We start from the raw sequence: 13,741 nt of genomic DNA, 5'->3' as shown, positions 1-13,741 counted from the left end.
CCGCCCGCGGGGTGAGCGCGCGTGATGGCCGGCGTGAAGCGAAGGCGCGCGGGGCTTGAGGGCTCGGCGGCGTGGTCTTTCCGTCATCAGCACGAGAGGGAGGCGCGCTCGGGAGGGTTCGGCTTGAAGGATCGGGCTTGTTTACTTTCATCCCCGTCGGTGCGACGCGGCGATTGACGGATGTAGTGATGGAGAGGATCGACGCAGCTTGGAGTCGCGATGCACGCTTCCCGTGCGCGCGAGCCCTGAGCCTGCGCTTCCTCGTTTCGAAGAAGAAGGTTGGTTCATGATGTTGGTTTCCAAGAAGATTAAGTTTAGAAGCCTCGCTGGCGTGCTCGCTAGCTGTGTCGGTCTGGTCGCCGCTCAGGCGTCGGCAGGCGTGGTCGTGGGTAAGCCTACCCCGCACGGCAACACTGCGTACCCCGAAGCCGGGACAACCATGGCGCGGGCAGGAACCTTCACGCTGGTCGGCGCGCTTCAAGAGCACGTGAAGATCAGCGGCGAGGCAGAGCCCACGTTCCCCAGCACGATGCAGGGCGCCGTCTACTTGATGAACGGGACGAGCGCCACGCCCGCGCGCGTTTACCAGTTCCCGGGGGTCGTCCAGCACAACCTCCAGGCCGGGAGCCAGCTCGCCATCTCGAATCGCTTCCTTGCGTTCGCGACGCGAGGCTCGAACGCCGCCAACTCTCCGCATGCGAACTCCGTGTTCATCGCCCGGAACAGCAACGGCTCATGGGCGGAGTGTCCCCTGGTCAGCGGTCAGCGAAACTGCAACGGCGCGGTGCGCGAGAACGGACAGAACATCAGCCACGCGCTCACTCGCATCCCGCTCACCTACCCCGCGCTCAACAGCTTCAAAGACATCGCGCTCGCCCTGTCCGACGACTACCTCGTGATCGGCTACAAGCGACACAGCGTGCTCGAGATCTACCGCTACAACACCTCGAACGACACGTGGGTCCTCGAGCTCTCGCTCGACGAGCCGGACGAGCGCTTCACCGGCGCCGCGGTCGCGATCGACGGCGACCTTGTCGCGGTCGGATCGCCGTGGTCCGAGGGTGGCACCGCCGGGGCCGAGCTGGGCTCGGTCCGCATCTTCCGCAGGAATGCCAGCAACAGCACCTGGAGCGCCGTGGCCAACACGAACGGCTATTTCTCGACCGGCGCCTTCGGGCGAAGTCTCGCCATGGCTTCCGGGAACTTGGCTGTCACGTCCGGCGCGACATTCCTCGTCAACGTCGTCATGCCGCAGCAGCACCTCTCGTTTTACCGGGTGGCGGCCGACGGTGCGATCTCTGCGCACCAGTCTCTGGAGACTGCCTACCCGCACGTGCACCTGGCGCTTCACGGCGACACGTTGGCCAGTACGGTCAGCAGTGGAGACGAGGGCCTTTCGCTCTACAAGCGCGATGCCGCGTCGGGGCAGTGGGCCTACGAGACCGGCCTGATTCGCGACTTCTACAAGAGCGTCAACAGCTCCAACAGCGGGTACGGCGGCATCGATCCCATCGGCCTCGTAGGTGATGACCTGGTGCTCGGCTGGCGCGCCTTTTCGGGCCTGCTGGGCGGCGTGATCCACGAGAAGGCCAGCCTGATCGACGCTTGCCGAGATCCTCTCAACCTCGTGACGAATTGTTCTTTCGATAATGTGACCAACACCACGCTCGCCGGAAACCAGAGCAGCAGCGGCTGGCAGCTCCTCAACTGGAACGGCGCCTCGGCGTGGGCGGACTGGAGCGGCCGCCAGATGCGCATCAACGTGCAGCAGCCCGGCTCCGACATGTGGCACATCCAGGCTCGCACCACGGTCAACTTGCCGCAGGCGGGAAGCTACCTGCTGACATTCCGCGCCAAGGCGGACGACGTGCGCACGTTCGTGGTGAACCTGGGACGCAACGGCAACGGCGACAACAACTGGGCGAGCTACGGTCGCGTGACCGCGGCGGCGGGCCCCGAATGGGTCATCTACTCGTTCGAGCTCCCGAACGTCCCGCAGGACTCCGCGGCGCTCCTCGACTTCAACATCGGCAACGCAGGAACCGCGGCCGTCACCGTGGATAGCGTGAAGCTCGTTCGTCTGACGCAGTAAACGCGTCGCGCAAGTCGCAGAAGAGGGGCTTGGCGCTAGCGCCCCCGGCGCACGACCCGCGCGATCTTGCGAGACAGCGCGTCCGGCGCGACCGGATAACGCGCCACGTCCGCGGCGCCCGCCGCGACGAGCGCGTTCATCCGGTCCGAGGAGAGCCCGGACGCGCACACGACGGCGCGCACGCCGGGCGCCGCGCGGCCGAGCGCCTCCAGCAGCGCGCACGCGGCCTCCACGTCGGCGCCGGCGTCGATCACCGCCACGCCGAGCCCCGCATCGAGCAGCGCTGCGGCGTCCGGCACCTCGGCGAGGTGGATCCCCTGCGCGTCGAGCCCGATCTCGCACGCCTCGCTGAGCCCCTGGCCCGCCGGCGCGAGCCGGAGCAGCGCGACCGTACGCTCCGGCACGGACGCGAGCTGCGCGGTCTCGCCGTCCGGCCAGGCCTCCGCCCGCTCCGCCCGGCCGCCGAGCGGCGCGTCCGCCTTGCGCGCGGGCAGCCGCCGCGCCTCGGCCTCCCGCGACATCGCCTCGTCGAGCCGCGACCGCGCCGCCGCGGCGCTCTCCGGGCGCTTCTCGGGCAGCTTCGCCAGCAGATCCAGCCGGAGCCGCTCCAGGAGCGGCGGGACCGGCGGAGCCCCCGGCGGCCGGCGCAGCGGCGGCGGGATCGAGAACATGTGCATCGCCATGAGCTCCACCGCAGGGAGACCGACGAACGGCGGCGTTCCCTGCAACAGCGCCGTCAGGATGCAGCCGCACGCGTACAGATCGGTGCTCGGGCCCACCGCGAGCGAGCGGCACTGCTCCGGGCTCATGTACTCCGGCGTGCCCGCGACCATGTCCTTCGAGGTGAGCGTCGGCCCGGCGTCGAGCGGGTCGTCGATGTGCGCCAGGCCGAAGTCGACGACCTTGGCGACGCGCTCGCCGTCCTGCTCGGCGAGCAGCACGTTCTCCGGCTTGAGGTCGCGGTGGACGATGCCGCTCGCGTGCGCGGCGCCCACGCCGTCGAGGATGTCCGCGAACAGGGCCGCGACCTCCGCGAGCGGCAGCAGCTCGCGCGACGCCCGGAGCAGCGCGCCGAGCGACTGCCCCTTGAGCAGCTCCATCACGAGGTAGATCGAGCCGTCGCCGCCGTCCTCGTCGCCCCCGAGGTCGAGCACCTTGACCACGTTCCGGTGCACGAGCCGCGACGCGGCGCGCGCCTCGCGGAAGAACCTCCGCCGGCTCTCCGGGAGGATCGCGACGTGCGGGTGCATCGTCTTCACCGCGACCGGAACGCCGAGGAGCACGTGCTCCGCCTCGTAGACCTCCCCCATCCCGCCAGCGCCGAGCAGCCGCACGAGGTTGTACTTCCCGCCGAGGACCCGCCCGGCGCGCGCCCGCTGCGGCGCGCCCGCGCCGGGCTCATCCGAGAGGAGCGTCTCCGCGGCCGCGAAGCGGTCGGCGCGCGCTCGAGGCGCGGGCGCCCGCCCGTCCGGCGCCCGCTGGCCCTTCAGCACGGTGCGGTCGGGGTCCCCGTCCGGCGGCGGGCGCTCGCCGTCGCCCGCGCTCACGGCGACGCCTCGCGGAAGCCCACCGCGATCTGCGCCGTCACCGGGCCCTCGCCCTCGTCGCGCCACGGGCTCACCCGCACCGACAGCGCCCCGAAGAGCGCGCCGCCCGCCTCCACGCCCGCCGACAGCCCGCCGAGCACGTCGTCCGCCCTGACCTCCCGGTAGACGATGTGCAGATCCAGCGCGCCGTGCAGCCGCAGCCACGGCGCCGGATCCGCCGTCGCCCCCGCCAGCAGGAAGCCCTGCACGGCGGGCGTGGCCGGCTCGCCATCCGCCGCCGCGCCCTCGCCCCCCGCCGCGCCGTCGCCCGCCCCCACCGCCGCGCCGTCGCCCGAGGCGCGGATGCGGGCCCCGACATCGGTCACCCACGTGAGCCGGCCCGCGGCGCCGCCGAGCGCGATCCCGGGCTCGATGCGGAGCGGCGGGCTCCCGTCGGCCATGGGCACGCCCAGGCGGAGCGTGGGGCCGAGCTCGAGCTCCGAGCGCCCGAGGCGCAGGACGCGCGCGCGCGCGCCGAACCAGCCGGTGCTGCCCGCGCCCGCGCCATCCCCCGCACCGGCCGGGTTCGAGCGGAGCGCGACGTCGAGGCCCAGCGGGCCGATCGCGCCGCTCGCGCGCACCTGCCCCGCGGCGACCCAGCCGCCCCCGGAGCGCGCCGCGGCCGCGCCGACGGCGGCGACCGAGGGCGGCGTCGGCGCGAGCCAGAGCCCGTCGGCCACCCCGGACATCGGCAGGAGCGGTAGGTACGCGCCCAGCACGGGCGCGGCCGGGGGCGCAGGCGGAGGCGCGGCGCGCGGCGCCTCGGGCTCGGCGGGCAGCTCGGCGTCGCTCGTCCCGATCACGCCGCCGCGGCCGTCGGCGACGTCGAGCCGGACGCGAAGCGGCTCGCCGGGGCGCAGCGCCTCCCGGGGCAGCGGGATCCGCGCCGTCAGGGCGCCGCCGCGATCGCCGCCGGCGAGCGCGACGGAGCGCACCCCCCCCGGCAGGTGGGCGAAGAGCCGCGGCGCCACCCGCCGCGCGACGTCGACCCCGGCGAGCCCTTCGAGCTCGACCCGGGCCTCGATCGCCGGCCCGCCCGGCGTCGCCGCCGCCGCGCGCGAGGCCGAGACCACCGCGCCCACCTTCGTGTACCGGACCGGGAGCGACGTCGCCGCGCCGGGAACCGCGCTGCCGCGCTCGCGCAGCCGGAGCGCGCGCGGGGCGCGCTGGAGCAGATCGATGCGCTCGGGGACGGGGCCGAACGGGCCGTCGTCGAGCGAGAGCTCGAGCTCGGGAGACGGCGTGAGCTCGATGATCCCGTACGGGTTCGCGGTGATCTCCTGCGCCGCCGGGACGACGCCCCCGGCAGCCCGCGCGGCGACGAGGTGGAACCTGCGCACCGCGCCCACCCCCAGGTACTCCTCGCGATCGACGACCCGGACCCGGAGAAAATAGGCGCCTGCCGGCATCTTCTCCGCGCGGAACGACAGCACGTCCGGCTTCACCTCCTCGCGGGCGATGAGATCGTTGAACTCCGGGTCGCGCGCGATCTCGACGCGGTAGCCGGCCGCGGCCGGCGCCGGCTTCCACGACGCCGACAGGACGCCGAGCCCCTCCGGGGCGAGCGCGATCTGCGCGGCGTCCGCGGTCGTCCATTCGATCGGCGCCGGCAGCGGGCGCGGGCGCGCGGGCGGCGCTCTGCCAACGAACCGGGTGCCGTGGTCCTTCGGGACCACGACGGAGAGGCCGCCCGACGTGACGCCCGCCTTGCCGTCGAACACCGCGACCGTCGTCCGCTCCCCGCGCCGCTGCACCACCGTGTCCCGCGACGACGCGCTCACGCGGCCGCCCCCGCTCGCGGCGACCTCGACCGACTGGCCCCGCAGCGCGGCGAGCGCGGCCTTCACCTCGCCGTCCGCGAGCTCGACGGCCGCGGGCGGCGTCTTCGATACCCGCGCTCGGCTCGCCGTGCCGTAGATGACGACGAGCGTATTCGGCGCGAGGAGCACCCGAGTCCGATCCACAAACTCGATATCTGCCCTCCCCTCATCCAGCGTGTTCACGCTCGAGTTCGTGAGCAGGGGCATCCCCTGAGCCGCGGGCGACCAGGCGCCGCCGGCCGGGCGCGCGCGCACGTCCGGATGCATCGACCGGAGCTTCGCGTCGGGGATCGACGTCACCTCGGCCGGGAGGACCAGCGTGAGCCCCTCGGCGAGCGTCGTGCCCGGGCCGCACGCGACGCGGTTGTACCGCTGGATCAGCCCTGCATGCCTGGACGAGCCGTAGAGGACCGCCGCGATGTCGTCGCAGGTCTCTCCCGCCTGCACGCCCCATTGAATGACCGCCTCCGGATATCCGGGCGTCGGCTCTCCGGCGCTCGACACGCCGACGTATCCAACGTGGATCGCAGCGTGGGTGGCGCAGCCGAGGAGCACCGCGATAGCGACGGACTGGCCATTTGACGGTGCCACGGCAGCGGCACGCTACCGGATCGAGATCGGCGTTGCAAGGGACCAGGCAATAGGATACGAGCAGACCGATGGCGTATTGGTCGGCGCGCGTCATCGCGCCCCTCCTGGCCTCCCCGCTGCTCGTCGCAGCGGCCACGGCTTCCATGCCGGCCGCAGCGCAGGAGGCCACAGCGCTCGACAGGCTCGCTCCCGCGCCCGCGGGCGACGGGCTATCCACTGTCCCTTCTGCCGGCGTATCGGGGGAGCTCCGGCCCGCGGTCGGACTTCTGTTCTCCTATGCTCATCAACCCCTCAGCCTGCGCGGGACTGCGCCTGCCGGGTCGGTAACGTGGGTGGGCCGGCAGGCGATCCTCCACGCGCTCGCGAGCGTCGAGCTCCTGCGCCGGATCAAGCTCGATCTCGACGCGCCGTTCGTGCTGGACCAGGGCGGCGCGTCCGGCGCGCTCGGGAGCATCCGCGTCACGGCGCCCGCCGGCGGCGCCACGCTCGGCGATCTCCAGGCGGGAGGGAGGGTGACGCTCCTGCCCCAGGAGGGGCTCCGGCCGGCGGCGGCGCTCGGGCTCTCCGTCTGGTTGCCGACGGGAGACGAGGCGGCGTTCGCCGGCGCGGGCGCCGTGCGCTACGCGCCGCGGGTGATCGTGGGGGCCGAGCACCCGGGCTTCCGCTGGTCGGCCTCGGCGGGGGGCCGGTTCCAGAAGGCCTCGGCGGACAGCCTGACGGGCAGCGAGGTCCTCTTCTCCGCGGGCGCGGGCGTCCGCAAAGGCCCGCTGCAGCTCGGGTCGGAGCTCTCCGTCTGGGCCGCCGCCGGCGAGGGGTCGGCGCTCGAGGTCCCGGGCCGCGCGGGGGCCGAGATCCTGCTCACGGCGCGCTGGTCGCTCGGCCCCCTCACGCTCGACGCGGGCGCGGGCCCTGGCTTCGGGCGGCTGCCCGGCATACCGAAGGCGCGCTTCTTCGCGGCGCTCGGCGTCGCCGCGGACGTCGTTCCGTCGGCGCCCCCTGCCGCTGCCCCCTCGGCCGTCGCCGGCGCGTCCACCGGGACGAAGGGCGCTCACGGCGCGGCGCGGGCCGCGCCTCCGGCCGCCGACTTCGACGGGGACTCGGTCCCCGACGCGGAGGACGCCTGCCCCCGGGTCATCGGCGAGGCGCGCCCGCCGGCCGCGGCGGCGGGCGCCCGACCGGCGTTCCGCCGCGGCTGCCCGCCGGACCGGGACGACGACGGGATCTACGATGTCGACGATCGCTGCCCGGACGTGCCGGGGGTCAGCAGCGCGGCCGCCGACGCGGGACCGGGCGGCGCGGGGTCTGGGGTCACGTCGGAGGCACCTGCGCGTGCGGGGTCCCGACCCACGTCCGCAGCACCGGCGAGCGCGGGGTCCCAGCCTGCGTCGAAGCACGGGTGCCCCGCGGACACGGACGGCGACGGCATCCCCAACGCCGCGGACGCCTGCCCCTACGAGCGCGGCAAGCCGAGCGAGGATCGCGCGACGCACGGCTGCCCGTTCGCCGTGCGCATCGAGGGCTCGCAGATCGTGATCCTGCAGCAGGTCCAGTTCCGGACGGGCCGGGCCGAGATCGAGCCGGAGAGCTTCGAGCTGCTCTCCGAGGTCGCGGCCGTCCTCGAGGAGCACCCCGAGATCGCCCGGGTCGCGGTCGACGGCCACACGGACAACCAGGGCGCCGCCCAGGCGAACCTGAGCCTCTCGCAGCGCCGCGCGCTCGCCGTCGTCGCGTGGCTGACCGCGCACGGCATCGACGCCCGCCGCCTCGAAGCGCGCGGCTTCGGCGCGCGCCGCCCCCTCGCCGACAACCGCACCCAAGACGGCCGGGCCAGGAACCGCAGGGTGGAGTTCCAGATCCGCAAGCGCACCGACGAGGGCGCGGCCGGCTGGAAAGACGGTCCTCTTGAGTGACGCATCGCCCGCGGAGGCCTCCACGTGAGGGAATTCTCGCTCAAGACGAAGGCGATCGCGCTCTTCACGGCGATGGCGCTCGTCCCCGTCGCTGTCGCCGTGACGCTCCTCATCGACGTGAACCGGCGCGCCGTGCGGACCTCCGAGGAGAGACTGCAGACGGCGATCCTCTCCGAGGTGGCCTCGGCCTCGATCCAGCTCATCCGCGACGTCGAGAGCGACGCCGTCGCGGCGGCGGCCATCTTCGGCCACGCCGCGGGCGGCGCCATCCGGGACGAGGACGCGGTCGCGTCGGTGCGCGCCCTCGTCGCGACGCGCGGGCTCGTCGACGCGGTGCGGCTCGAGGTGCCCGACGCGGGGATCAGCACCTTGATCCGCAAGGCGTCGTCCGACGCGGACGTCCCCGCCGCGCCGGCAGCGCTGCGCCAGCTCGCTGACGAGCGCGGCGTCGGCTTCGGCGTGATCGGGCCGGCCCGCGGCCTCCTCGTCGCCCGCGTGCGGCCCGCCGGGGACGCGGGCGCCGGCGCCGCGGCGCCGCCTCCCCCGGGCGGCCCGGCCGGCTACGTGGTCGCCGAGGTGCCGCTCGACATGCTCGGGCTCAACCTCGAGGTGATCGCCGGGCGCCGCCTCGGGAGCCGCGCGGTGCGCCTGCTCATCGCGGGCCACGACCGCCAGGCGATCGCGGCGTTCGGGGTGCCGGGCGTCGCGCCGGGCAGCGACGTCTCGTCCTTGCCGATCTGGCGCAACCTCCCCTCGGGCGCGGGGTTGAACGACAGGATCGGCGTGCTCGCGCCGCACGACGAGGGCGGCCAGCGGATGATCGGCGCCATCGAGACGGTGCCCGACCTCGGCTGGGCGGTCGCGATCTGGCGCCCCGAGCCCGAGGCCTTCGCCGCGCTCGACGAGATGCGGCGCCGCGGCCTCGCCGTCGCCGCGGGCGCGCTCGTCCTCGCGCTCGCCCTCGCGCTCGTCACCGCCCGCCACGTGACGCGCCCGATCCTCCACCTCGTCGCGCAGGCGCGGCTCATCGGCGCCCGGCGCTGGCGCGAGATCGCGCTCGGCGACGCGCTGCGGGGGCGGCGCGACGAGATCGGCGAGCTCACGACCTCCCTCGGCCGCATGGCCCAGGACCTCGAGCAGGGCGAGGCGGACATCGCCCGGGAGGCCAAGCTGCGCGGCGATCTCGGCCGGTTCATGGACAGGGCCGTCGTCGACGCGATCGTGCGGGGCGAGCACCCGCTCGCCCTCGGCGGCAAGCGGGCGGCCGTGTCGGTGCTCTTCGCCGACGTCGTCGGCTTCACGCCGCTCGCCGAGTCGCGCGACGCCGAGCGGATGGTCGCCCTCCTCAACGAGCTCTTCTCGATGCTCACCGAGATCGTGTTCCGGCACGGGGGCACGGTCGACAAGTTCATCGGCGACTGTGTCATGGCCGTCTGGGGCGCCCCGATCGCGCAGGAGGATCACGCGCGCCGCGCGCTCGCGGCCGCGGAGGACATGATGCGCTTCCTCGAGACGGCGAACGAGGAGTGGCGCGAGCGGTACGACGTCGAGGTCCGCCTCGGCGTGGGCGTGAACTCCGGAGAGGCCATCGTCGGCAACATCGGCTCCGACAAGCGGATGGAGTACACCGTGATAGGCGACGTGGTGAACGTGGCCTCGCGGCTCGAGGCGATCGCGGCGCCGAACCAGGTGCTGGTCTCCGAGGCGACCCGGAACCTCGCCGGCGACGCCTTCCCGCTGCGCGCGCTGGGCGAGCGCAACCTGACGGGGCGAAAGACGACCACGGCCGTATACGCGCTCGATCCGGACTGAAGGGGGCACAGCGCGCCCGCGCCCGCGTCCGTCAACGCGTGGTGGGGAGTTCCCCCGCCCTGCCGGAACGATGGCCCCGCCGAGGCCCCATGGGACGCCGAGATTTCTGTTGGTGTTTTATGACGTCTTGGCGGCTCAAAAAAGCCCCGCCTTCAGCCAAAGTACCCACACCATCGGTGTTACCCGAGCTCGTTCGGTCGCGCTCAGGGCCCTGAACGCGCTTGGTTGACGCCGATGCCCCCTCCGTCGAGCGCACCAGCGGAGGGGATGTCGCTCATCCGGACACTCGAACGACGTGCACATCCCATTCAGGTCGAAGCAAAAAGATACCGTTTCGCCAATTTGTGAACGTTCACAAATCCGGCGCAGGCGCACCTCGCGCGATCGCGGCGGCCGGCGCCCGCCCTCTTGACGCAGCGATCCGGAGGAGCTCGCCAGCCCTGCCCTCCCTCGCCTCGCGGAGTTGCGCGGACCGGTCGATTGGCGTTGACCTCGACCATGTGATCGTTCACATTTGGTTCAAGGGGCATCCTTTAGCTTCGCGCACGAGCGGGTCGCCCTGCGCGCCGCGCCCTTCGTCATCCAATCGAGTTCTTGTCGATTCTGGAGCTCCGTTCGCCCGACCGCCGCGAAAGCGATGGCCGAGCGATGGTGCTTGGTGTTCTTACCGAGGGTGAGCCACCGGAGGACACCACAGACCTCGTCGATTCGACGGGGGTCGAGAAATCCTCGGTACGGTCCGCCGGGTCACCCGGTCGCATCATCGGAGAGCAAGATGAAGAAGCCGTCCTCGCACGAGCTCCGTTTCTCGAGAGAAGTCGCCGCCGTTTGCGCGCTCGCATTCGCGGCCGCGTGCACGGGCGCGCTGGGTGACACGACGGACGGCGCTGGGTCATCCTCTGTCGGCGGCGACGGATCACCGACGGACTCGGATGTCGACGGCGACGGATCACCGACGGGCTCGGACCCGCCGCCGTTCCAGCCCGCGGCCGGGATGCTGCGCCGTTTGACGAGAACGCAGTTCCGCAACGCCGTGCGCGACATGTTGGGCGTCGAGGTCGATATCCATCAGCTCGACGCCGACAGCTGGAACGGGAACTTTGCTGTCGTCGGCGCCGCGACCGTCGTGACCTCGGAGCGAGGCGTCGAGCAGTACCACGCGGCCATCGAGGGCGCCGTCGACGCGGTGTTCTCGGATCCCGCGAGGCGAGACCGGTTCATCGGCTGCGCGCCCAGCGGCGCGGAGAACGACGCTTGCGTGCGTGGCTTCATCGAGGCGCTGGGGCTTCGCGCGTGGCGCCGCCCGCTCGAGGCCGCCGAGGTCGACCGGCTCGCGGCCGTCGCCACGAAGGCCGCGGCCGAGCTCGAGAGCGCCGTCGAGGGGGCCCGCTGGGCGACGGTGGCCCTCTTCACGTCTCCGAACTTCCTGTATCGCCCGGAGCTCGGCGCTCCGAGCGCCGACGGGTCGCTGCGCTTGACGGGCTACGAGATGGCGTCCCGGCTCGCGTTCCTTGTGTGGAACAGCCTGCCAGACCAGGAGCTGCTCGACCAGGCCGCGAGCGGGGCGCTCGGAACGGTGGAGGGGATCCGCGCGGCGGCGACGCGGCTGCTCGAGGCGCCCGCCGGGCGCGAGGCGGTCGGCGCCTTCGCCGAGGAGTACATGCGGCTCGATCGGATCAGCACGCAGGCAAAAGACACGGCGCTCTTTCCTGAGTATAGCCCCGCGCTGCGAGCGGCGATGGTCCGCGACATGCGAGGCACCTGGGAGGTCCTCGCGTTCGACGATCGAACGAGCGCGCTCGACCTGTTCTCGACCACGAAGGTCGTCGTCAACACCGAGCTGGCCCAGCTCTACGGTCTCGACGCGGCCGGCCTCGGCTCGGGCGCCTTCGAGGTCCGCTCGTTGCCCGCGGACGGCCCGCGCATCGGGATCCTCAGCAAAGCGGGCTTCCTCTCGCAGTTCGCGAACCAGAAGGAGGGCTCTCCCACCTTGCGCGGCAAGTTCATGCGCGACGCCCTCATGTGCACGCCCATCCCGCCGCCCCCCGGCGACGTCGCCCTCGAGCTCCCGGAGCCGCCTGCGGACAAGCCCCTCACGAAGCGTCAGCGCCTGGAGATCCACCGGACCGAGCCGGCCTGCGCCGGCTGCCATTCGTACATGGACCCGCTGGGCCTGCCGCTCGAGACCTTCGACGCGATCGGCCGCTTCCGCACGACCGACCACGGCCTGCCGATCGACCCGAGCGGCGAGTTCGACGGGGTGCCGGTCGCCGACGCGCGCGCGCTCGGCGTGACCCTCAGCTCGGACGCCTCGGTCGCGGAGTGCCTCGTCCGCAAGTACTACACGTATGCAGCGGGTCACGAGGAGAGAGACGTGGACGAGCGCGTGCTGGACGCGCTGACCGCCTCGTTCGAAGGGTCGGGGTACAAGCTGCGCGAGCTGGTCCTCGACGTCGTGACCAACGACGCTTTCTCGTCCGTCGCCCCCCAACCCTGATCGCAGGTACCCCCAATGACGAACAAAGCTTTGAGCCGACGAACTGTTCTCCGGGGCATGCTGGCGACGGGCGCCGCCGTCACCATCCCGCTCCCCTTGCTGGAGATCATGCTGAACGAGAGCGGCACGGCGCACGCTCAGACGAAGACCCCGGTCTCGCCGCTCTACGTCACGTGGTTCTTCGGGAACGGCACGCTGCCCGGTCGCTGGAAGCCGACGCGCACGGGCTCCGGTCAGGCCTGGGACCTCAGCCCCGAGCTCGAGCCCCTCGCGGATCTCAAGTCGTATCTCACGGTGATCAGCGGCCTCGAGAACAAGCTGGTGGTCTCCGGCTCAGAGCACCCCACGGGGTCGGCGGGGGCCACGACCGGCGCGCCGCTCAGCGGGAACGCCGTGCGGGCCGCGTCCATCGATCAGGTCGTCGCGAACGCCATCTCGGAGGGGGCGCCGTACCGCTCGCTCGAGGTGGGGGTGACGCCGGCGACGCCGAACGGCGCTCCGGACTCGCTGCATACGGTCTCGCACAGGGGGCCGAACGCGCGCAACAACCCGGAGTTCGATCCAAAGGCCGTGTTCAATCGATTGTTCATGAACGGCCTGCCCGAGCCCAGCGACGACGGCGCGGAGCAGGCCGCGAAGCTCGCGAACGTCCGGAAGAGCGTGCTCGACTCCGTCCTGCAGGACGGCGCGAGCCTGAGGCAGCGGCTCGGGGCGGCCGACAGGCATCGTATCGAGGAGCACCTCGAGTCGATCCGCGCCATCGAGCAGCGCCTCGAGACCATGCCGTCCGGCGGCGGCCCGACGTCGGCGTGCAAGAGCCCGACGGCCCCCACCGCCGGCAAGGATGCGCAGAGCGAGGCCCCCCCTGCGGTGAACACCGCCATGGTCGAGCTCTCGGCGCTCGCGCTCGCCTGCGAGCGGACCCGCGTGCTCTCGTTCATGTTCTCGCTGCCCGCCGCGCACGTCTACTATCGGCACCTGGCGCAGGACATGAACGACGACTTTCACGACACCATCTGCCACGGAGATGCCGGGGATCAATCGAGTCAGCCTCGCGTCGACAAGGGCGTGATGTACACGATGCGCTGCCTGAACGAGTTCTTGACGAAGCTCAAGAGCACGCCGCACGGCAGCTCAAACCTGCTCGACAGCTCGCTCGTGTACGTCACGTCCGACACCGCGTGGGGTAAAGTGCACACGAGGACGGAATGGCCGGTGCTCTTCGCCGGGAAAGCCGGAGGGCGGCTGCGCGGCGACGAGCACCGCAACTTCCCCGGCGACAACCTGAGCAAGGCGCTCCTGACGGTCGCCCAGATCATGGGCTTGAACGTGACGGAGATCGGCGTCGACGCGGGACGGGTCACGTCGCCGCTCGCGGGCATCCAGGTCTGACCGCGCCAGCACGCGCCGCGATCCCGCGGAGGGATGGAATA

7 protein-coding genes are annotated in these 13,741 nt (G+C 72.5%); 5 read left to right on the top strand and 2 right to left on the bottom strand.

The window, feature by feature from the left end; translation table 11 throughout:
• The first annotated feature begins 286 nt into the window (after positions 1 to 286).
• Positions 287 to 2,092, top strand: a complete 1,806-nt coding sequence (locus WME82_RS08520; protein ID WP_437744990.1) for a carbohydrate binding domain-containing protein — start codon at positions 287 to 289, stop codon at positions 2,090 to 2,092.
• 35 nt (positions 2,093 to 2,127) lie between these two features.
• On the opposite strand, the gene WME82_RS08515 is transcribed toward WME82_RS08520, so the two are convergent.
• Positions 2,128 to 3,639, bottom strand: a complete 1,512-nt coding sequence (locus WME82_RS08515; protein WP_438042419.1) for a serine/threonine-protein kinase — start codon at positions 3,637 to 3,639, stop codon at positions 2,128 to 2,130.
• Positions 3,636 to 6,002, bottom strand: coding sequence for a FecR domain-containing protein (locus WME82_RS08510; RefSeq protein WP_438042418.1), 2,367 nt, complete (start codon positions 6,000 to 6,002; stop codon positions 3,636 to 3,638). Before WME82_RS08510 ends, WME82_RS08515 begins: the two co-directional genes overlap by 4 nt.
• Positions 6,003 to 6,157: 155 nt before the next feature.
• Here WME82_RS08510 and WME82_RS08505 point away from each other — a divergent pair, with 155 nt between their 5' ends.
• The 4 genes from WME82_RS08505 to WME82_RS08490 all read left to right on the top strand — a co-directional run bounded on the left by WME82_RS08505 (position 6,158) and on the right by WME82_RS08490 (position 13,700).
• Positions 6,158 to 7,999 carry an OmpA family protein gene (locus WME82_RS08505; RefSeq protein ID WP_438042417.1) on the top strand — a complete coding sequence of 614 codons (1,842 nt, stop codon included), beginning with the start codon at positions 6,158 to 6,160 and terminating at the stop codon, positions 7,997 to 7,999.
• Positions 8,000 to 8,023: 24 nt separating this feature from the next.
• Complete coding sequence (locus WME82_RS08500) at positions 8,024 to 9,811, top strand: adenylate/guanylate cyclase domain-containing protein (RefSeq protein WP_437869783.1); 1,788 nt, start codon at positions 8,024 to 8,026, stop codon at positions 9,809 to 9,811.
• Positions 9,812 to 10,586: 775 nt separating this feature from the next.
• Positions 10,587 to 12,308: a DUF1592 domain-containing protein gene (locus WME82_RS08495; RefSeq protein WP_438042416.1), complete on the top strand. Its 1,722-nt coding sequence runs from the start codon at positions 10,587 to 10,589 to the stop codon at positions 12,306 to 12,308.
• 30 nt (positions 12,309 to 12,338) lie between these two features.
• Positions 12,339 to 13,700: a DUF1552 domain-containing protein gene (locus tag WME82_RS08490; RefSeq protein WP_438042415.1), complete on the top strand. Its 1,362-nt coding sequence runs from the start codon at positions 12,339 to 12,341 to the stop codon at positions 13,698 to 13,700.
• Positions 13,701 to 13,741: the final 41 nt, after the last annotated feature.

It is taken from the genome of Sorangium sp. So ce128 (assembly GCF_051525245.1).
In the GTDB taxonomy this organism is placed as follows: Bacteria; Myxococcota_A; Polyangia; order Polyangiales; family Polyangiaceae; genus Sorangium; species Sorangium cellulosum_B.
This window is presented reverse-complemented; position numbering and strand designations above follow the sequence as displayed.

Coding starts and splice junctions, on each gene's coding strand:
- WME82_RS08520 (WP_437744990.1), top strand. CDS start 287: ATGATGTTGGTTTCCAAGAAGATTAAGTTTAGAAGCCTCGCTGGCGTG.
- WME82_RS08505 (WP_438042417.1), top strand. CDS start 6,158: ATGGCGTATTGGTCGGCGCGCGTCATCGCGCCCCTCCTGGCCTCCCCG.
- WME82_RS08495 (WP_438042416.1), top strand. CDS start 10,587: ATGAAGAAGCCGTCCTCGCACGAGCTCCGTTTCTCGAGAGAAGTCGCC.